We start from the raw sequence: 20,080 nt of genomic DNA on the forward strand, positions 1-20,080 counted from the left end.
CGCGGGCGTCGGTCTTCATCACTGCCCGGAACAGACTTGGCTTCACCTCGCCCCTTCCGGACCGTTCCGCCAATGCGGCCATCTGATGCCATTTCCAACACATCACCTTCCCAAGAATCACTCCTTCTCGTTCGGCCCTTCGCTGACTCTCGCCAGCTACTACGGCCTTGGCTGACTTCTCGCTCCGGCTCAACACCGTCACCCTTTCAGACATGAGGCGAGATCTCCCCAGGTAAGAACGCACTCCTTCACTGCACGACCGCCGGATTTACGCCACCGCCCCTCGGTCACAAGAGCTTCGCGGTCAGTTGCCCGCTCGCCCTGGGCGGCACCGCCTTCTATCCGGTTCTTGTTCATCGGCCCGCAGCTTCGATCCGCGCTCCCTCCCCACACTTAGTCGCCCTCGTGCAGTTGCGCTTCACTTCGCTCGTTGTGACCAACTTGCGACGGGACTTACACCCGTAAGAGTGCGCCCATGCTGGGCGCACAACAACAAACCCCACCAAAAATGATGGGGTTCGTCAGCAGTCTGAAGAGCCGGGCACTTATGCCCGGGCCGTCTTACTCTGCGCTGGCGGATCTGGCCTACTGATCCCCGTTGTGCACATAGCACTCGTGGATAGCCGCCTCTGGCGCTTGCGGCCACTTGGTCTTCAACAGATCTTGCTCTCTCAACTCTTTAAGCGCAAAGTCGATCGTGCCATCCCCATGGACCGTGCCCTGCACATACCCATAGATCATGGTTTTAGCGCCCTTCTTCGCGCTCTTGGGCAGCGCATAGCGGTGAGCACCCGCTGACCCGATAATCAGCCCTGGCACCACGTTGCTGGTGTGCTGCTTCCAGTAGGCCGTGTCGTAGATATCCGGCGAGTAGTAATGCGAATGGCTCGCAATCAGATACACATGCTTGCCCGCCGCCTGCGCGCCATAGAACCAGTGGTAGACCATCTCGCCGGTACGCTCGCCCAGTTCCCAGTCATCCATAGCGTGTTCTGATCCGGTGGAGTGCGGCAGCGCCTCGTGGGCCGCGGCTACGATGGTCGTGATCCCCGATCCCGGCGCCACGTCGTGATCCAGCACCGCCCGCAGCCAGTGCAACTGCTCATCCGTGAACTCGTCCTTGGTAGCGTTATCCAGCGTGATGAAGTCGACGCCGTTCTCCACCCAGTGGTACCAGGGACCCACCGGCGCCGCATTGGCTCCGTCCTTGTTTCTCTGCTCCGCGATCTCTGGCCGGTCGAGAAAAGATGCAAACTTCTCGCTGTATCCCTGGCGCGTCATGGGGGGAATGGTGTCGTGATTGCCACGTCCCAGAAACACCGGCAAAGGCGCGAAGGGCACCATCTGGCGGTTCAGGAAATCGTCCCAGGCACTCCGGTGATACTCATCGGGAGTCAACCGCTGACCTGCGGACAGCATCGCCGCGAGATCCTGATCCGGTTCCTTGCTCATCGCGCGGAAATCGCCCAGGTGCCAGTAGAACGCATCCTTTTCCGCCTTCACCTTCGAGGCAATTGCCGGCATCACGAAGTCGCCGCAATTGCGGCTATCGCCCGACACAGCAAACGTCCAGCTCGACTCGGTGGCTTGTCCGAAGGCACGCAAGCCGGCGGAGAGCGCGGAAACGCAGAAAACTGCGAGCAAAAGGGGAACCCTCAGCCTCAACATGCACCCAGCATAATTGGCGGCACAGCGTCGATGGTGAAAACCCGAGCTAAATCAGGTGCCACAAATCAGACGAGCGCGACCAATTGAGCCGGATACAATCAATCCTGTGAGCAGTCCGGCCGCCGTTGCGCCTAGGCAGATCGCCTGGCAGAGCCCTCCCACGCGACTGCCCGCAGGAGCTGCCCATCATGCCCGACTTTCCGCACGCGATGCTCCGCGAGATCTTTGAACAGCCGGATGCCATCCGCCGCACCCTTGACTTGTACACCAGTGGCCACGCCCTGAAGACCGATGCCTTCGCACCCATGGCGCGCTGGCTGAACCCCCGGGGCGAGGTGCTGATCGTCGCCAGCGGCTCCAGCCGCCATGCCGGGCTGGCTGCTGAAATCCTCTTTGAAGACCTATGCGGACTTGCGGTCGACGTTGAGTACGCCAGCGAGTGGGGCTGCCGCGGAACCGCCAATCCGCGCCACCCGTCCGTGCTGGTCATCTCGCAGTCAGGCGAGACCTCTGACACTCTTGCCGCCCTCCGCCAGGCACGCGACCGCGGCGATCACACCCTGGCCATCGCCAACGTTCCGGGCAGCGCCATGCTGCGCGAAGCCGGCGCTGCCATGGTGTTGGGGGCAGGGCCGGAAAAAGCCATCCCAGCCACCAAGAGCTTTACCTCGCAGCTTACGGCGCTGCACTTGCTAGCCCTTTTCCTCGCCAGCCGCTCCGGCGCTATGGATGCGGCGGAGGCTGAGCGCAATCTGCGGGAACTGCAGGCCCTCCCCGCCCAGATCGAAAGCCAGCTCGAAGGCTGGCGCACGGCGACAGAAGCACTGGCCACTCGCTACGCCGACGCCAGCACCTTCCTTTACCTGGGCCGCGGCATGCACTACGCCATCGCCCGCGAAGGCGCGCTCAAGATGAAGGAATCCTCCTACGTTCACGCCGAGGGCTATCCCACCGGCGAGCTGAAGCACGGTCCCAATGCCCTCGTAGGCGAAAACGTGCCCCTCGTGGTGCTGGCCACTGCCGACCGCGGACTCGAAGACTCGATGATCCGCTATGAGAAGACCCTGCAACTGCTTCAAGACATGAAGAAGCAGGGCGCGCGCGTCATCGCCCTCGCCAACACCGGCGACGAGAAGGTTCGCTCCCTCGCCACAGACACCATCGAGGTCGAACCCGCCGCCGAATACCTGCTCCCCCTGGTCGAAGTCATTCCCTTGCAGTTCTTCAGCTACTTCATGGCCCTCGAGCACGGCGTCGATGTCGACCGCCCCCGCAATCTCTCCAAAGCCGTGATCGAGCTGTAGTCCGGAACGATAGAGTGGTTGGTGGTTGGCAAGCGTGACCCAACGGAGCCCTATGTTCGAGTCGAGCAGACGGAATTTTCTGAAGGCAACAAGTCTCGCGGCACTCAGTGTCGCACTGCCCGAAGGCGATGCGCTGCCCGCTGACAACCCCGACGCAGCCCAGGCCGCCCCAGAAGCCGGCGATCTGGTCAGCCTCGTCAACATCCTTCAGGGCACCGACTCAACCTACTACTTCTCCCGCGGAAACACGCTCCCTATCGCCGCGCTCCCCTTCGGCATGGCGCACTGGACGCTGCAATCGCGCGCCAATACCCCATGGATGTTCCAGCCCGCCGATCGCCGCATCCAGGGATTCCGCTGCACGCACCAACTCAGCCCCTGGCTGTCGGATTACGGTCATGCCCTGTTCATGCCGTTCTGCGGCGACGCCAAACCCGACGCCGACGCCCGCTCCTCCTCTTACCGTCCGGAAGACTCCACCCTCGCGCCGCACTCGCTGCGACTGAAGCTTCTCCGCTATGAGGCCGACGTCGAGCTTGTGCCGACAGAACGCTGCTGCCTGTTGACCGCGGCCAACTCCCTGGGAGTCCCGCTCGGCCTTTTCATCGAGATCCCCGGCGCCTCCCCCGACATCTCACCTGACCCCGACAAGAGCATCCTCCGCTTCGAATCGCGTGCCAACGCCGGCGGCGTTCCCGAAAACTTCGCGGCTTATTACGTCGTCAAGTTTGCGCAACCCTGGGACACCTTCGACGTCAAGGAGATCAAGGGCGCCCGCGTCGCCGTCGTGCGCTTTAAGGCTGCGCATCAATCCATTGAAGCGCGCATTGGCACCTCCTTCATCTCCTTCGATCAGGCCCGCCGCAACCTCGATCTTGAACTCGGCACCCGCTCCCCCGCCGAACTCCGCGCCCGCGCCGCCGAAGTTTGGGATCAGCATCTCGGCCGCATCGAAATCGGGGGCGCCACACCCGACCAGCGCCGCACGTTCTACTCCTGCCTTTATCGCGCGCTGCTCTTTCCACGCACCTTCCACGAGCCCGACGAGCAGGGCAAGCCGCACCACTACAGCGCCTGGAACGGCAAAGCCGAGGCCGGCGTCATGTACGCCGATCACGGCTATTGGGACGTCTACCGCGCCTGGTATCCATTCATGACGCTCGTCTTCCCGGAGCGGCTCGGCGAAATCCTTCAGGCCTGGGTCAACGCCTATCGCGAAGGCGGATGGATGCCGCAGTTCCCCGCACCCGGCTATCGCGCCTGCATGTCCGGCAGCCTCATCGACTCGCTCTTCGCCGACGCCATCATGAAGGACATCCCCGGCTTCGATCGCGAAGCCGCCTACGAAGGCCTTCGCAAGTACGCCACCCAACCCGGCAATCCCGACAAGGGCTACGGACGGCAGGGAATCGAGTACTACCTCAAGCTCAACTACCTTCCCGCAGACAAGGTCGACCAATCCGTCGCCGAGACCGCCGACGCAGCCTATGGCGATTTCTGCATCGCCCAAATCGCCGCCAAACTCGGCAAGCAGCAGGACGCCGCGATGTTCCTCAGGCGCTCAGAAAACTGGCGCAACATCTTCGATCCCCAAACCGGCTTTTTCCGAGGCCGCAATGAAGACGGCTCCTGGCTTCAATCCCAACTCGCTCCCTTCGATCCGTACCAGTGGGGCAGTCCCTACGAAGAAGGCGCCGCCTGGCAACACCGCTGGAACGTGCCCCACAATGTTCCCGGTCTCATCGCGGCCATCGGTGGAGACAGCGCCTTCGCCGGCGACCTCGACAAGATGCTCGCCCTTCCCCCGATCTTCCACGTCGGCGTCTACGGCCAGGAAATCCACGAGATGTCCGAGATGGCCGCGCTCCCCTTCGGCCAGTACATGCACAACAACCAGCCCGTCCACCAGGTTCTCTATCTCTTTGCCGCCGCCGGCCGCCCCGACCGCACCCAATTCTGGGTCCGCCGCGTGCTCAACGAGGCCTACTCCCCGTCAAACTTCTGCGGCGACGAAGACACCGGCTCCATGGCCGCCTGGTACATCCTCAGCGCTCTCGGCTTCTATCCCGTCTGCCCTGGCAAGCCTGAATATACCCTTGGCAGTCCGCTGTTCCCCCGCGCAACCGTTCATCTCGCGGACGGCAAAGCTCTTGAGATTGAGGCGTCCGGCAACAGTCCTGACACTCCCTATGTGAAGGCAGTGGCCCTGAACGGAACTGAACACACCGGCACAGTCGTCGATCATCGAACGCTGTCTCAGGGCGCGCACCTCCGCTTCAAAATGAGCAACTCAGCCTAAGAGGGACGTCGCCCTTGCTTCGCACCGTTGCGGAATTTCTCCAGACTGCCCCAGTGACTTAAATCACCGCGACACCCAGGCCCTCAGCGTTATAACGAAACCGGAGTTCTTTGCGTCCACTCCGCTGTCGTCTGGCGGCGGAAGGATGTACGTTTTCCCCGGCCTGCGTCTGCAGGACCCAACATCAGGACCCAACAACCAGGGACCGCCATGACCGCTGAGTTAATTCACAGGCTGCACTTCGCCTTTACCGTTACGTTCCATTACCTCTTCCCGCAGCTCACCATGGGGCTCGGCCTGCTGATCGTGGTGTTGAAAACCGTCGCGCTGCGCTACGGCAGCCCGGCCTGGGATCAAGCCGCGCAGTTCTGGGGCCGGATCTTCGGCATCAACTTCGTTTTCGGCGTGGTCACCGGCATCCCCATGGAGTTCGAGTTCGGCACCAACTGGGCGCAGTTCGCGCGCGTCTCCGGAGGCGTCATCGGCCAGCCCCTCGCCATGGAAGGCGTCTTCAGCTTCTTCCTCGAATCGGCCTTCCTCGGCCTCTTCCTGTATGGCGGTAGTCGGCTCTCCAAACGTATGCACTGGTTCTCGGCATTCATGGTCTGGCTCGGCTCCTGGATCTCCGGCTTCTTCATCATCGTCACGGACGCCTGGATGCAGCACCCGGTCGCCTACAACTACGTGAACGGCCATTACGAAGTTGCCAGCTTCTGGGGACTCCTGCTCAACCCATGGGGACTGCTCCAGTACATGCACAACATGACCGGCGCCACCGTCACCGGCTGCTTCGTCGTGGCCGCTGTCGGCGCCTTCTACCTGCTCGAAGGCCGCAACCAGGAGTTCGGCCGCATCTTCCTCAAAGTCGGAGTCATCGCCGGCCTCCTCGCCAGCATCGCCATCATCTTCCCCACCGGCGACCTGCACGGCAAATACGTCGCCCATAATCAGCCCGTCGCCATGGCCGCGATGGAGGGCCTCTTCCACACCGAAAAGGGCGCGCCAATCGTCCTCATCGGCCAGCCCAACCCTGAAAACGGCCGCATCGACAATCCCATCGTCATCGGCAACGTCCTCAGCTTCCTCATTTACGGCACCACCAGCGCTGAGGTCCAGGGGCTGGACCAGTTCCCCCGCGACCAGTGGCCCGGCGCTCAGCCGCTGCTCTACTACGCCTACCACATCATGGCCGGCCTCGGAACGTGGTTCCTGCTCCTGATGGCTCTTGCGGCCTTTCTGCTGTGGCGCGGCCGGCTCTATGGAACCCGCTGGGTGCTGTGGGCCGTGCTGCTCAGCTTTCCCCTGCCTTACATCGCGAACACCGCCGGCTGGATGACCGCCGAACTCGGCCGCCAGCCCTGGCTCATCTACGGCCTCATGCGCACCAGCCAGGGCTATTCGCAGATGGTCTCCTCCGGCAACGGCCTCTTTACCCTGCTCGGCTTCATGGGCCTCTATGCGCTTCTGGGACTGCTCTTCACCGTCCTCATCTACCGCGAGATCACCCACGGCCTGGACACAAACGCCACCGCACCCGAGCCCGTCCACACCGCCGGACTGTAGGCATTCGAAAGGAATAGCTCAATGGGTTTCATCTGGTTCTGGCTGGTAGCAGTAATGATCGTCGGCTACGTGGTGCTCGACGGCTTCGATCTCGGCGTGGGCGTTCTGCATCTCTTCCTCCCCCGCAACGAACCCGAACGCCAGGCCGCCCTGCGCTCCATCGGCCCGGTGTGGGATGGCAACGAGGTCTGGCTGCTCGCCGGCGGCGGCACCCTCTACTTCGCCTTCCCGCTGCTCTATGCCTCGGCTTTCAGCGGATTCTACCTGCCGCTCATGATCGTGCTGTGGCTCCTGATCGGACGCGGCATCAGCCTTGAGCTCGCCAACCATCTCGATATGGGTGTGTGGCACACGCTGCTCGACCGCCTCTTCGGGATTTCAAGTGCATTGTTGGCCATCTTCTACGGCGCCGCCCTCGCCAACGTCATTCGCGGCGTGCCGCTGCAGGCTGACGGATTCTTCTTCCTCCCCCTCTGGAACAACTGGGTCCCCGGCCCCAACCCCGGCATCCTCGACTGGTACACTGTCATCGGCGGCCTCCTGGCACTTGTCGCGCTCACCCTCCACGGCGCCCTATGGCTCACCATCAAGGTCTCCGGCGACCTGGAACACCGCGCCCGCCGCATCGTTCGCCCCGTCTGGCTCGTCCTCGCGGCACTCACCGTCGTCAGCCTCGTCGCCACCATTGCGCTCCGCCCGCAAACGCTGGATAACTACTACCACTATCCCTTCACCTTCATCGTTCCCGCAGGCGTAATCGCCTCGCTCGCCGGCGTCCTCTTCTTCAACCACAAAGCCCAGCCCGTCCGCGCCTTTCTCTGCTCCAGCGTCTACTTATTCTTTATGCTCGCCGGCGCCTGTTGGGGACTGTATCCGACCCTGCTCCCTTCATCCACCAGTTCCACTCTCGACATCACCCTGGAGCGCGCCATCTCCGGCCCACACACCCTCGCCGTCGGCCTAGCCTGGTGGCTCTTCGGCATGACCTTAGCCGTCTGCTATGTCGTCTTTGTCTACTCCCGCTTCCGCGGCAAAGCGGACGCGGCGGAAAACGCTCATTGAAGCCGAAGGCCGGCAAAAACCCGTGTGCCCCATCCTGTCGTTTTTTTCTGGCGACAGGGTGGGAACCACGAAACTCGCTCCACCCCGCCCCGCCACACCCACCACTTGTCATCCTGACCCTGAGTGCAACGAAGGGGAAGGACCCGTTTTTGCCTTTGTATTTCTTTCTGTCATTCCCAACGGTAGTCTGCTGTTCACCCCCAGTAAATCTCAATTGATCTGAGTGTCCCCTGTCCTACCCTCGCCCTTGTCACCCAGCACGCGGTATTTAACAATCATCGATTCACTGTGCGCTTGTAACTGTACGGACCCTGCGCTGTGACTGAGGATTCGAACCTCTGACCCTGGCTCTTCGGGATCGCCATGAGTGCCGGCTTCACCCCCGCCGGGGCCTGTGCTCACTGCAACAAGAGTTACGAACTGCCCCAGATCAAGTCCAATTAGATCAATGCCGTGCTCCAGTTCAACTCCTGCAGCCGCGTGTCCAGGTCGCGATACTGTTTCGCCAGCCGATCCACCTCCGCCTGCAACTTCGCTACTGACACGTTCGCGACAAAACGCACTTCTGATTTCGAGTAGCGATCCTGCCGCGTGCTTGCCGCGCCCGCAATGCCGGCCAGAAATCACGGCGAGTTGGTTCGATTGATCGCGCTGATCAACTCCAGCAGCCGCGCAAACACGCGCTCCGATTCCGCAAGCAGCTCGTTCACGTCCTCAGCCGGCTGCTCGCCTGCCTGCACACGCGCAGAGCGCACCATGCGCTTCTTCAGCTCTTCCATTCGTGTCTGGCACTCGCTGCGCTCCTCTAGTGCTCCTGCTAGTTTCATGTCTTGCCTCTTTCCTCATCCACTTTCTCTCGCAACACTTCGAAAAGAACTCGCGCGCTGGTCCAATCGGTATTTGGCGAACGAACTTTGAATTGTTCAAGCGTCTTGATGCGCAAGGCTTGTTCCGCCACCAGCTGCTCGACGTTTACGCTGCAGTCTGTTCTTAACCATCTCATTCGACCGATCTCATCCACACGTTTCTGCATGGCTGCAAGGACAGCATCGAGGAAGGAATCTACGGCCCGTGAAAAGTGATCAACCGATACTCGAATCTCGCCATTCGGCACACACCATACCTGCTCCCGTCCTGAGTAGCTCCACCTGAAGTGCACTTCATTTTCTAGCCGCCATGTGGTGAAGATCAGCCCATGCCGCAGATAGACGGAGTCCATTTGTCGTGCGTGCCACCACTCAAATCCGTCAAACCAGAGCTCCCCGGCATCATCCGATTGCATCTCCTGCCACTCCCGGCTTCGGTTGTACCATTCAGGGTCCGATGCCATGGCGGCCAGATCCTCTGGGACCGGTTCGAGGGCGTACGGTCGTTGCTCCTGCACGTCTTCAAAGAGCCGGGCGACCTCATAATCCACATTCGGCGGTGCGCGCGCATCGCGAATCTGGTTGAGGGTGCGGTCATCGGCCTGGCCGAAAACCGGAATATCATCGATCAATTCCATGCGTACCATCGGAGTTTCTCCCTGTAACTCGATCCTGACAACAACGGCCGGAGGTAGACAAATGAAAACCCCTGACCGCTTTGGCCAGGGGCTCGAGAAATTGCTTCGGGTAGCTTGCTTTAGCTCAACCCTCCGAGTCCTGGCAACACAGCACCGCTTTCCGCGTTAGGCCGGAAGCCTGACGAGTGCGCGAGCTGCTTGGATGGAACTCGAATCAGCATGTGTGCCATAGTGACCGAAATCTAAAACAAATGCAAGTACCTCCCCTAACTCCGATCCCCAGCAAGCCCCGCACGGCCAACCGCATCCAACGATGCGGGGTCAACATGAACAAACACGAAATTGTCGTAATCACAGGAGCTTCCGCAGGGGTAGGCCGCGCAGCCGCACGCGAATTTGCGCGCCGCGGCGCAGACGTAGCACTCATCGCACGCGGCCGTGACGGCCTTGAAGCCGCTGCACGCGAAGTAGAATCCTTCGGCCGCCGAGCCCTGGTGCTTCCCGTGGACGTCGCCGATGCCGAACAGGTCCAAGCCGCCGCCGATCGCGTGGAACGCGAACTCGGACCCATCGACATCTGGGTCAACAACGCCATGGCCTCTGTTTTCTCGCCCATCAAGCAGATGACACCCGCGGAATTCAAGCGCGTCACTGAGGTCACGTATCTCGGCTATGTCTACGGCTCGCTCGCAGCCCTTAAATACATGCTGCCGCGCGACCGCGGCGCCATCGTGCACGTCGGTTCCGCGCTCGCTTACCGCAGCATCCCACTGCAGGCCGCCTACTGCGCATCCAAGCACGCCGTCCTCGGCTTCTTCGCGTCCCTCCGCACCGAGCTGCTGCACGATGGAGGCAACGTGCACACCACCATGGTGCAGATGCCAGCCCTCAACACGCCGCAGTTCGGCTGGGTACGCAGCCGCCTGCCGCGCAAGGCCCAGCCCGTACCGCCCATCTATCAGCCTGAAGTCGCCGCGCGCCTCCTCTATCACGCCGCACATCATCCCGAGCGCCGCGAGTGGTACGCTTCCTTGTCCGTCCTCAAAGCCATCTTCGGCAACAAACTCGCGCCATCTTATGCCGATCGCTATCTCGCGAAGAATGGCTACGAGTCGCAGCAATACGACGGCAGCGAAGATCCAAACCGTCCCGACAACTTATACGATCCGCTACCCGGCGATCACGGCGCGCACGGCGCTTTCGATTCGCGCGCAAAATCGTGGAGTGGTGAAGCCGCCGCCGAAGAACACTCCGGCGCGCTCTTCGCAGGCCTCGCCGTCGCTCTCACCGCCAGCATCTGGTGCATCTACAAAAAGCTTCGCGAAAGTTGAACGATCAGCTCTTGAACCCCGACTCCGCAATCCCCGGCACTTTGCTGTCCGGAGCCATCGGCATGTTGCGCACGCGTACGCCGGTCGCGGCAAAGATCGCATTGCCCACCGCCGGCGCCAGCGCAATCAGCCCGCTCTCGCCCGCCCCCGCTGACGGTAGGTCCTTGCGATCCAGCACGACAATCTCGATCTCCGGCGTGTCGCTGAACCGCGGCAAACGGTATTGCGCAAAGTAGGCGTTGCGGATCTTCCCATCACCAAACAGAATGTGCTCGAACAGCGCCCCGCCCAGCGCCTGCACCACCGCACCCATCTGCTGATTGCGCAGGCCATCGGGATTCACCACTGCGCCTGACTCCCAACCGGTGACGATACGGCGCACGCGCACCGATTTGCTCGCGTCGATCTCCACCTCTGCGCAGCATGCGATGTAGCCGCCCTTGTCGGTCCCACATGCAATGCCAAAGCCGCGCTGCTCCGTCGCCTTCGTCTTTCCCCATCCGAACTTCTCGGCCGCAGCCTGCAGCACCGCGCGCAGCCTCTCGTTCTTCAGATTTTTCAGTCGGAACTCCAGCGGATCCATCCGCACCGCGTGCGCCACCGCGTCCATGTGCGACTCGCGCGCAAAGTTATTCGCCGTCGCGGCCAGCGCGCGGTAGGAACCCTGCCGCAGCGGCGACTTCGCGGGATGATACTGAATCACCTGGTTCGCCACATCGTACGGAGTCTCAATCGCACTCGGCCCCGAGTTGTAATTGTGATGCTCCCACGCAACCAGGCTTCCATCGTGCTTCACACCGGCCCTTATCTCAATCAGCCCCGCCGGCCGCAGATACGCCCACGTGAACTCCTCGTTGCGCGTCCACACCAGCTTCACCGGTTTGCCGGCCGCCTTCGACAGCCGCGCCGCCTCCAGCGCCGCTTCGCCTGAATGTTTCCCGCCGTACCCGCTCCCCATGTCCGGCTGAATCACGCGCACCTGCGCTGCCGGCAGCTTGAAATAGTCCATCAGTTCCTGCTGCACACCGAACGGCCGCTGCGTTCCGGTCCACACCGTGAGCTTTCCGTTTTCCCACTCGGCGACTGCAGCTCTCGGTTCCAGCGGAGCATGCGCGATGTACTGCACCGTGTACCGTTCCTCAACCTTTGCATCCGCCCCGCTTATCCCCTGCTCAACCGAACCCGTCCCTTGCGGCCGCCCACGCTCACCCGCATCGGGATTGTTCTTCAAATACTCAAACAGCCCTTCATTCCCCTGTTGCGGCGGCACGTTCCATTTCGCACCAATCGCCGCAACGGCTTTCTGCGCCGTAAACGCGTCCGCGGCCGCCACGCCGATGAAGTGTCCATCGCGGATAACCTTTACCTCCGGCATGCTCTCCGCCGCGCTCGCATCTGCAGACACAAGCTTCGCGTTGAATCCCTCCGGACGCAGCACCGCGCCAAACAACATCCCCGGCCGCGTAATATCCGACGGATACTCGTGGCGGCCCGTAACAAATTCGCGCCCACCCGCCTTGTGCACCGGAGTGCCGACGATCTTCCATTCGGCCGCCGGCGTCAGAGCCTGCTCACCCGACACAACCTTCACCAGCTTGTCGCCACGCGTCAGTTCGCCATAACTTACCGACCGCGATCCCGCTGAAATCCTGCCCTCATGCGCGGTCAGCGAACCAGCATCCACGCCCCACTGGTTCGCGGCCTGATCCATCAGCATCGTGCGTGCCGCGGCAGCCATCATGCGCAGTTGCGGACCCATCGTGGGAGTGCTGCGGCTCCCAAACGTGCCCATGTCCCACGGCACAAAATCGGTATCGCCCATCACCATCGTGATCCGCTCAAATGGTACGCGCAGTTCCTCAGCAACTAGCTGCGCCAGAGAGGTGCGGATGTTCTGCCCCACCTCCACCTTGCCGGTCATCACCGTCACGCGCCCATCAGCGTCAATGTGGATCCAGGCGCTGATATCCTTCGACAGTTCGTGGCCACCGCCCGCACGCCCCGACTCCTGCATCCACGCCGTCCCTGGCGAAAGTGCAACCAGCAGTCCCGCAGCTACACCCTTCAGAAAATCGCGGCGATCCACAGTTGCAGCAAAACTCTCAAGCCCGCGTTGATTCACGGCGCTCATCGCTTCGCCTCCTGCGCAGCAAGCCGCGACGCCAGCTTCACCGCCTGCACAATCCGGGGATAGGTTCCGCAACGGCACACGTTGCCGTCCATGCCGGCGACGATCTGTTCATGGGTTGGCTCGTGCTGCTCGGCCAGCAGAGAAGTGGCCGACATGATCATCCCCGAGGTGCAGTACCCGCACTGGAATGCGCCCTCTTCCAGAAACGCCTGCTGCACGGGACTGAGCTTCCCATCCTGCTCCAGCCCTTCAATCGTCACGATCTTCGCACCGGCCGCCACGCTCACATCGGTCATGCATGAGCGCGCCGCGTGGCCGTTCAGCAAAACCGTGCACGCACCGCACTGTCCTTCGCCGCACCCATATTTCGTGCCCGTCAGGTCCAGCCTGTTGCGGAGCACCGATAGCAGGCTCTCCTCCGCAGGTCCATTTACCTTCAGGTTCTTACCGTTAACGCTCAGCGTATACTCGCCCATCTGCACTGCTCCCGTTGCGCTTCGAGCCGTTCGGTTCGGCACTCATCATAGCGCAACCACAGCAGCAAAATCAGCTCAGACCTGACCAACTGTTCACGTACTCACCGCGCCAGGCCCTTGAAAATCTCCGCCTCCCGCACTCGATACGGCGTTCCGTCTTCGTAGAACACATCGTGAAACCACACCGTCGGGCTCACGGTCACATACGGCCTCTGCCACGAGTCCCACGGCAGATACGTCTGGCTCCTTCCCTTTACCAGCCCCCAGTTGATGGCCGCCACATGTTCCCGCTTCGCAATCGGCAGAATCGTATCGAACGTGCTTCCCGCCCCGCGCGCCATGTACTCCGTGCAGATCAAGGGCCGACGAAACTGCTTAAGGCTTGCGATCCTCGCTTCAAATCCCTCCGGCCAGTCATAGTTGTGAAATGTGATCACATCGGACTGCTCAATCTGCAGGCGCGCCATGGGTAGCATTTTGTCGAGCGACGACCAGTCTCCAGCCCACACGCCGCTGGTCAGCGGCTGCGTCGGATGCGCCGCCCTTGCCCACGCAAACACCTGCGGCAACAGGGCCAGCACGAGCTCGCGCTTGTTCTTCGGCTCCAGCTTGCCATAGGAAGAATCGTTCCCGTTGTCCGGCTCGTTCCACACGTCCCACGCCAACACGCGCTTATCGTTCGCAAACGCGCCCACCGCGCCTTTCACATATGCTTCCAGCTTCGAGTACTGCGCCGTGTCCGTCAGCACGGCTCTTCCGGGCGCCTGCACCCACCCTGAGTTATGCACGCCGGGAATTGGAGGGCGCTGCGGTCCAAGCTTGGGATCGGGGTCCCAGCACGAGTCGAACAGTACAAACACCGGACGGATATGATGCCGATCAGCAATGGCAAGAAACAGGTCGATGCGCTTCTGAAATCCCGCCTGATCCTGCTCCCACACCAAGTTGTGCAGAAACACGCGCATAGTATTCATGCCGATATTCTCCGCCCAACCGAATTCGCGATCGATCTCAGCCGGATCGAACGTATCTGCCTGCCACATCTCCAGCTCATTCACCGCATTCGACGGCAGAAAGTTCGCTCCCACCAGCCATGGCTGCTGCTTGTACCACGCGCTGGCCTGGTCCTCGCTCCAGCGCCCATCCTGCCCCGCCGCGATTATGTCAGAGCTGCACAAAAATCCAACTGCAATCAGAGAGCAAATCAATGTCAGAGGAAACTTGATCAATCGTGCGTTCACTGGCCGTTCCTTTCTGTTCCATCCTGCTGCAATTACCTGCGGTCGATCGTAAGCACCGTAACGCTCGCATGCGGAAACGTATGCGACCAGCCGCCCGCCGCAATCGCTTCAGTCGATTCCAACGGCATCACCCGCTCAGGCTCGACCTCATCGTTGGCGTCGCTGAGTGTGTCTGACGTCAGCACCTGCACCTTCGCCTTCGCAGCCGCCTTGAATCCCTGCAGATTCAACTGCGCCGCGATGTCTGTCTGCGCGCTGCGATTCACGCAGAACAGCGTCAGCTTCCTGCCGTTCTGGCTCAGCGTCGCCACCACGTCCAGGTACGGAACCGACGCGATCTCAGGCAGCCGCTCCACGCCCTGCTTCACCGAATACGATCCCGAGTCCGCCCTCACCGCCACACGCTGCGCAGCATCCGCTCCCGCGTACATCTTGAAAACATAGTAAGCCGGAGTTGCATACACCTGGCTCCGCTTCTTCCAAATGCCACCAAACTCCATAATGCCGGTCATGTCCGAGAGCGGAACAATCTCCGCGTTCCGCATCAGCATGTTCAAGAAGCCACCGGTCACAATCGCGCCCGCCGTATTGGTGAAGTCCGGCGCCCCGTGCCGACGGCCACCCAGGAACAGCCATTCCGTAAACGCGATGTGCGCCTTCCCGGCAGCCGAATCGATCTGCTGCTGCTGCTCTTTCAGCCTGCGCTCCAATTCCGCCGGCATCGCAAATGCCGCTTCCTGCACAAACTCCGGCGAGGCATGCGCGAGCTTGACGTCCCCATCGCCCACCACAAAATGTGTGGACAGAAAATCGAAAGTCCCGGGCGGATTCGTTAACTGAATTCCGTTCCACTCCTTGAAGCCATCCGGATCGGCTCCCGTCGCAATCAGCCGCGCGGTCGCGTCCACTGCCTTCACCGCCTGCGAAAACTTCAGCGTCCTCGCCGCCAGTTCGCTCTTTGCTGGATACCCCAGATTCCAGTTACCCCACAGCTCATTGCCCAGTTCCCACAACAGCCCCGCATGCCAGTGCTCATCCACATACTTCACCCACCCCGCGGCCTCCTCTGGTGTGCCCGTTCCCAGGTTCAGAGCGATCTGCGGCTCCGCCCCAATCCTTTTGCAGAACGCCAGAAACTCATCCGTGCCAAACGTGTTGTACTCGGGAATCCCCCAGGAATGGTTCAGCATGTTCCGCCGCTTGTCGCGCTCGCCCACGCCGTCCCGCCAGTGATAGCCCGAGGTGTAGTTGCCCCCGAAGCGCACCAGCGGCGTATGCATCGCCTTCGCCATCGCCACTTCATCCGGATCGAGCCCGTCCTCCGCGTCCGTCGGCATTAGCGAGAACTGGTCCAGTTCCACGCGCTCATCGACATCCAGTTGCACTGCGAAGTCCGCCGGATCGAGCCGGTGCAGCCTGCCCTCCGGCACCTCCAGTGCGAATTCATACTTCTGCCACGTCCCCGTGTTGCTCACATCGACATTCTGCGCAACAAGAGCCTCGTCATTGCCGCGCATGCGCAGCGACACCGTAACCTTCGTCGACCCGCTCAAATGCCGCGCATAGAAGCTGCCCTTATAGCTTCGTGTGCGATGTACCGGCAGATACACCCTCTGCTTGATCCCCGACGGCTCTCCCGGAACCGCCATCACCACCAGCGACTGCCACGAGTTCGCCGCATCCCCGTAGCGCCGCTCGTAGCGATTTCCCTGTGCCGCATTCAGCGGCTCCCACGGCAGCGGCAAATCCAGGTCCGATGCGCGCGACAACTCAGGCCTTTCATGCAGCATGTCGGCAACATGCTGGGCGCTCCACAGCCCCGACTCAAAGCCCGGGTTTTCCAGAATCTCCGCCCACAGCCCGTTGTACGTCGAATTCCCAATCGGCTCCAGAAACGTTCCGAAGATGGTGCGCGGAATCGGATTGCCCATCTTTTCGGAAACGTTTACATCCACGCGCGCAATCTGTGGAACCGGCTCCTCGACCCGCACCTGGGCATGCACCGCCGTCGCGCAAACAATCCCCAGAGCCCAGCAAATCCTATTCCTCACCCAAATCTCCCCAGTGCCGAAATCGGCGTCGCAGCAATCCACCAATCAACCTACCAGACCTCGCCCTGACAGTAACCACTGTTCGCTCTCACTGCGACTTCCCCGGCACCTCCGCGTTCCCAAACCCGCCTGAGATCGCCGACATCGCGCGCGGATTCAGCTTCGCATTCTGCGCCTTTAACCGCGTGTACTCCTTTACCGCGGCGTTCGCGTCCTCCATGCGCCCCAGCTTCCGGTACACACGCGACAGTTCATACTCGATTCGCGGGGCAAGCGCTGGCTCCGGATGCATGCCCTTCGCCTTCTCCAGCGCGGTCAGGGCTTCCTGGGTATGTCCCGCGTCAAACTCGCCCATCCCCAAGTAGAAATATGTCGCCGGTGCATTCGCGTAGACCGCCACAACCTTGTGCAGCAGGTCCAGCCCTTCCGTCGAGCGATTGGTCTCGATATCCATCTTGGCCAGCCTATACATCGCAATCGGATTGTTGGGGCTCAGCTCCAGCTCTTTGGTGTACGCCTGCTGCGCCTGTTCCATCTGCGACGAAGCGCGATACTCGCTCCCCAGTTCTTCGTACAGATCGGAATTATTCGGTACCTGTTTCAGCGCCTCCTGGAACTCCGCAATCGCCTCCTTGTGCTTGCCATCCTGCGCGTAGATCTGCCCCTGCACCTTGTGCACATGCCACGAGTTGGGATCGATCGCCGCCATTCGTGCATAGCTCGCAAAGGCCACATCGCTGTGCGCCTTCCCGCGATATTCCAGTATGTTGAGGTCGTTGGGCGCTAGTTCGGCAGCGCGGTCCAGCGGCGCGGCGGCTTTTTCGGGGTGCCCGTCCTGCAGTTCCACCACGCCCTGCCACATCCAGGCCTGCGGATCGTTGGGGTTGATCTCCGTCTCCCTCTTCAGCGCCGCGACGCTCTCGTCCACGCGATGCATCTGTGCGTAGGCAATCCCCAGGAACAGATTTGTCCCAACCAGGGTGGGAGCAACCGTGGCGGCCTGCCGCAGATGCTCCACTGCCTGCTCCACCTTCCCCATCCGCAGTTGCGCGACACCCAACTCCATGTGTCCCATAGGACTTTGCGGGCTCGCCTTCACCGCCCGCTCAAACCAGCTCTCCGCCTCTGCAAAATGCCCTTCGCGGATAGCCTCGGTGCCGCGCCGCAACGCCTCGTCGGCAGTAGCTCCGCCGGAGGATTGCGCGCATGCGGTCGCGCACCCAAGCAACGAAGCGCCAAGCACCAACGCGATGCGTAATCTCATGCCAACATCTCCACATTGATTCTCGATCAGGAAACGCCCAGCTACCTATTTTTGCCCACAGGCGCGGCACAGCTCGCCAGTAACGCCTTTGCCCTCTTCGATGGTGTAAATGCGATCCACCCCCGCCGGCTTCACTTTCTCCACTGCGCCGCTGGGCCAGTGAATCTCCACTTCGTCTAGTCTCGCTGCATCGCCCAGTCCGAAGTGCACCCGCATGTCGCTCGACGAGAGGTAACTCGCCCCGCTCATCACGTCGCCGCGCTGCTGCATCCCGTTCGCCGTCACATACACCGTCGCGCCGACCGCATCCCGGGGGCTCCTCCGGTTGTTCTTTGTATTCGTCCCGCCTACAAGCTGCAGATCCACCCAGTGATGCCTATCCATATTCACGTTGCGCAGCAGCAGCGGAGGCCCGTCCAGCGCATTGATCACCACATCGATCTTCCCGTCATTGAACAGATCGCCAAACGCCGCACCTCTGCCTACGGCGGTCGTCGCAAGCCCCGACCCCTCCACCGCCGGGACCACCTCAAACTTACCCTTGCCATCGTTGTGAAACAGCAGCGGCCTTTGCGCATAACTCATGCCCCACCCTGCTTCCTTTTCCACCCCTGGATACACATGCCCGTTCGCGATCAGCAGGTCCTTCCACCCGTCATTGTCGTAGTCCAGAAACCCATCTCCGAACCCCACAAACGGCACCGTCGGCTGTCCCACGCCCGCGCGATAACTCACGTCCTCAAAGATCCCGGTACCATCATTCCGATACACCACCGTGTAGTCATCCGAAAAGGTCGTGCTCACAAAGTCCAGGTGCCCGTCATTCTCAAAGTCACCCACCGCCAGGCCCATGTTGGCCACCTCGCGCCCTGCCTCGTTCACCGCAAACCCGCTCGTATAACTGGCGTCCTCAAATGTGCCATCGCCCTTGTTGATGTAAAGATAGTTCGGCGTCGAGTCATCCGCCACAGCCAGGTCCACCTTTCCATCCCCATTGACATCCACAAATACAGCGCCCAACCCATAAAACCGGTTCGGATCGTTCACCCCTGCCTTCTTGCTCACGTCGGTAAACGTCCCATCGCCGTTGTTGTGGAACAGGTGATCCTCTGCGCCCTCCAGGCCCCGCGGCCCGCACATCACATTTACCGCCCGATACTGGCATGTGGTCGACTTCACGCTCTTCGATCCGGCTACCGGAGGATTTTTGAAGTCGTACATCACGTAGCCCGCCACAAACAGGTCCAGCTTCCCATCGCCATCGAAGTCGCCAAACGTCGCCCCGGTGTGATCCGCCACCACATCAGCCGAGTCACCCTTCAGATCCACGCCCGCCTTCTCCGCCACATCTGTGAACGTCCCATCGTGATCATTCCGGTACAGCCGGTTTGCGCCCAGATTGGTCACGTACAAGTCTTCCCACCCATCGTTGTTGAAATCGCCCACCGCGCACCCCAGCCCCCAGCGCTCGTTCGTCACATGCGCTTTCTCTGTCACATCGGTAAACGTTCCGTCGTGGTTGTTGCGGAACAGGGCAGCGTGGGGCGCCGGAGCCTCCCCCTCCTGTGCCTCTAGGGTCGACCCATTCACCAGGTAGATATCGAGCCACCCGTCACGGTCGAAATCGATGAGGCACACACCCGATCCCTTGGCTTCGATAATCAGCTTCTTCTCCGCACCGCCCGTCACGTTCTTCCAGCCCGATAACCCGGCCTGCGCGGCGAAGTTCTCGAACACGATCGGTCCGGTCTTAGCCGTTCCGCCGGCCGTTATGGGCCGATGCTGCGCGTCATACTGGCCGCTCTGTCCGGCACCGGCCGTCATCCCCTGCGCCGGCTCCTGCTTTGAGTCCTGCTGCGAAGCGTGAGGTGGAGGCGCTAGCTGAGTCTGTTGCGCTTGCGCAAGGCGAAAGAACGCCGGCCAGGAAGCCAGCAACACTGCAACCGCGCGGAGCATCCTGGTGCTGCGCGGCAAGAAGCTGAATGAGATGGAGGACGGGTAGGTGACGGAAGCAACACTGAAGCGCCGGATTGACATAGAAGATTCCCTTCCGACTATACCGTTTCCTCTCCTCCTCTATCACCCACCTGGTCCCAATACTGGTTGCCCACCGAAGATGCCTCAGTCAGACCAGATGTGGGAGTGCTGCGGATTGAGCCCATCAGCTTAGCTCGCGTAAACCGGCG

General features: G+C 61.4%; 13 protein-coding genes and 1 pseudogene. 5 read left to right on the forward strand and 9 right to left on the reverse strand.

The genetic code is table 11. The features are described from left to right. Positions 1-585: 585 nt before the first annotated feature. Complete coding sequence (locus tag VGL22_RS09915) at positions 586-1,644, reverse strand: metallophosphoesterase (protein ID WP_465266754.1); 1,059 nt, start codon at positions 1,642-1,644, stop codon at positions 586-588. Positions 1,645-1,856: 212 nt separating this feature from the next. On the opposite strand from VGL22_RS09915, the gene VGL22_RS09920 reads away from it, so the two are divergent. The 4 genes from VGL22_RS09920 to cydB all read left to right on the forward strand — a co-directional run bounded on the left by VGL22_RS09920 (position 1,857) and on the right by cydB (position 7,896). Further along, entirely contained in the window at positions 1,857-2,972 is a 1,116-nt protein-coding gene (locus VGL22_RS09920) for an SIS domain-containing protein (RefSeq protein WP_465266755.1), read from the forward strand. 52 nt (positions 2,973-3,024) lie between these two features. Next, positions 3,025-5,271: a GH92 family glycosyl hydrolase gene (locus tag VGL22_RS09925; protein ID WP_465266756.1), complete on the forward strand. Its 2,247-nt coding sequence runs from the start codon at positions 3,025-3,027 to the stop codon at positions 5,269-5,271. Between the two features lie 210 nt (positions 5,272-5,481). Continuing rightward, positions 5,482-6,834: a cytochrome ubiquinol oxidase subunit I gene (locus VGL22_RS09930; RefSeq protein WP_465266757.1), complete on the forward strand. Its 1,353-nt coding sequence runs from the start codon at positions 5,482-5,484 to the stop codon at positions 6,832-6,834. Between the two features lie 21 nt (positions 6,835-6,855). Beyond that, the gene (cydB, locus tag VGL22_RS09935; RefSeq protein WP_465266758.1) at positions 6,856-7,896 is read left to right on the forward strand and encodes a cytochrome d ubiquinol oxidase subunit II; all 1,041 of its coding nucleotides are present in this window, start codon (positions 6,856-6,858) and stop codon (positions 7,894-7,896) included. 440 nt (positions 7,897-8,336) lie between these two features. Here cydB and VGL22_RS09940 read toward each other — a convergent pair. After that, positions 8,337-8,723, reverse strand: a pseudogene (locus VGL22_RS09940) (DIP1984 family protein). Then, positions 8,720-9,409 (reverse strand): DUF5984 family protein, encoded by a 690-nt coding sequence (locus VGL22_RS09945; RefSeq protein ID WP_465266759.1) that lies wholly within the window; start codon positions 9,407-9,409, stop codon positions 8,720-8,722. The pseudogene VGL22_RS09940 and the gene VGL22_RS09945 overlap by 4 nt, the downstream one beginning before the upstream one ends. Before the next feature lie 317 nt (positions 9,410-9,726). On the opposite strand from VGL22_RS09945, the gene VGL22_RS09950 reads away from it, so the two are divergent. Then, the gene (locus VGL22_RS09950) at positions 9,727-10,731 is read left to right on the forward strand and encodes an SDR family oxidoreductase (RefSeq protein ID WP_465266760.1); all 1,005 of its coding nucleotides are present in this window, start codon (positions 9,727-9,729) and stop codon (positions 10,729-10,731) included. Between the two features lie 4 nt (positions 10,732-10,735). Here the strand turns inward: VGL22_RS09950 and VGL22_RS09955 are convergent, their stop codons facing one another. The 6 genes from VGL22_RS09955 to VGL22_RS09980 all read right to left on the reverse strand — a co-directional run bounded on the left by VGL22_RS09955 (position 10,736) and on the right by VGL22_RS09980 (position 19,931). Further along, entirely contained in the window at positions 10,736-12,862 is a 2,127-nt protein-coding gene (locus VGL22_RS09955) for a xanthine dehydrogenase family protein molybdopterin-binding subunit (RefSeq protein ID WP_465266761.1), read from the reverse strand. Then, entirely contained in the window at positions 12,859-13,338 is a 480-nt protein-coding gene (locus tag VGL22_RS09960) for a (2Fe-2S)-binding protein (RefSeq protein ID WP_465266762.1), read from the reverse strand. Before VGL22_RS09960 ends, VGL22_RS09955 begins: the two co-directional genes overlap by 4 nt. 101 nt (positions 13,339-13,439) lie before the next feature. Then, positions 13,440-14,579, reverse strand: coding sequence for a cellulase family glycosylhydrolase (locus VGL22_RS09965; protein WP_465266763.1), 1,140 nt, complete (start codon positions 14,577-14,579; stop codon positions 13,440-13,442). A 32-nt stretch (positions 14,580-14,611) separates the two neighbouring features. Beyond that, positions 14,612-16,630 (reverse strand): alpha-L-arabinofuranosidase C-terminal domain-containing protein, encoded by a 2,019-nt coding sequence (locus VGL22_RS09970; RefSeq protein WP_465266764.1) that lies wholly within the window; start codon positions 16,628-16,630, stop codon positions 14,612-14,614. A gap of 88 nt (positions 16,631-16,718) precedes the next feature. Next, positions 16,719-17,894 (reverse strand): tetratricopeptide repeat protein, encoded by a 1,176-nt coding sequence (locus tag VGL22_RS09975; protein WP_465266765.1) that lies wholly within the window; start codon positions 17,892-17,894, stop codon positions 16,719-16,721. A gap of 45 nt (positions 17,895-17,939) precedes the next feature. After that, positions 17,940-19,931 (reverse strand): CRTAC1 family protein, encoded by a 1,992-nt coding sequence (locus VGL22_RS09980; protein WP_465266766.1) that lies wholly within the window; start codon positions 19,929-19,931, stop codon positions 17,940-17,942. Positions 19,932-20,080 lie beyond the last annotated feature (149 nt).

Origin of the sequence: Occallatibacter sp. (genome assembly GCF_036502485.1) — a bacterium.
Classification (GTDB): domain Bacteria; phylum Acidobacteriota; class Terriglobia; order Terriglobales; family Acidobacteriaceae; genus Telmatobacter.

What these genes read in the sequence shown, in the direction of transcription:
- VGL22_RS09980 (WP_465266766.1), bottom strand. Translation starts at nt 19,931, where the DNA reads ATGTCAATCCGGCGCTTCAGTGTTGCTTCCGTCACCTACCCGTCCTCC.
- VGL22_RS09975 (WP_465266765.1), bottom strand. Translation starts at nt 17,894, where the DNA reads ATGAGATTACGCATCGCGTTGGTGCTTGGCGCTTCGTTGCTTGGGTGC.
- VGL22_RS09955 (WP_465266761.1), bottom strand. Translation starts at nt 12,862, where the DNA reads ATGAGCGCCGTGAATCAACGCGGGCTTGAGAGTTTTGCTGCAACTGTG.
- cydB (WP_465266758.1), top strand. Translation starts at nt 6,856, where the DNA reads ATGGGTTTCATCTGGTTCTGGCTGGTAGCAGTAATGATCGTCGGCTAC.
- VGL22_RS09920 (WP_465266755.1), top strand. Translation starts at nt 1,857, where the DNA reads ATGCCCGACTTTCCGCACGCGATGCTCCGCGAGATCTTTGAACAGCCG.
- VGL22_RS09925 (WP_465266756.1), top strand. Translation starts at nt 3,025, where the DNA reads ATGTTCGAGTCGAGCAGACGGAATTTTCTGAAGGCAACAAGTCTCGCG.
- VGL22_RS09950 (WP_465266760.1), top strand. Translation starts at nt 9,727, where the DNA reads ATGAACAAACACGAAATTGTCGTAATCACAGGAGCTTCCGCAGGGGTA.
- VGL22_RS09945 (WP_465266759.1), bottom strand. Translation starts at nt 9,409, where the DNA reads ATGGTACGCATGGAATTGATCGATGATATTCCGGTTTTCGGCCAGGCC.
- VGL22_RS09930 (WP_465266757.1), top strand. Translation starts at nt 5,482, where the DNA reads ATGACCGCTGAGTTAATTCACAGGCTGCACTTCGCCTTTACCGTTACG.
- VGL22_RS09960 (WP_465266762.1), bottom strand. Translation starts at nt 13,338, where the DNA reads ATGGGCGAGTATACGCTGAGCGTTAACGGTAAGAACCTGAAGGTAAAT.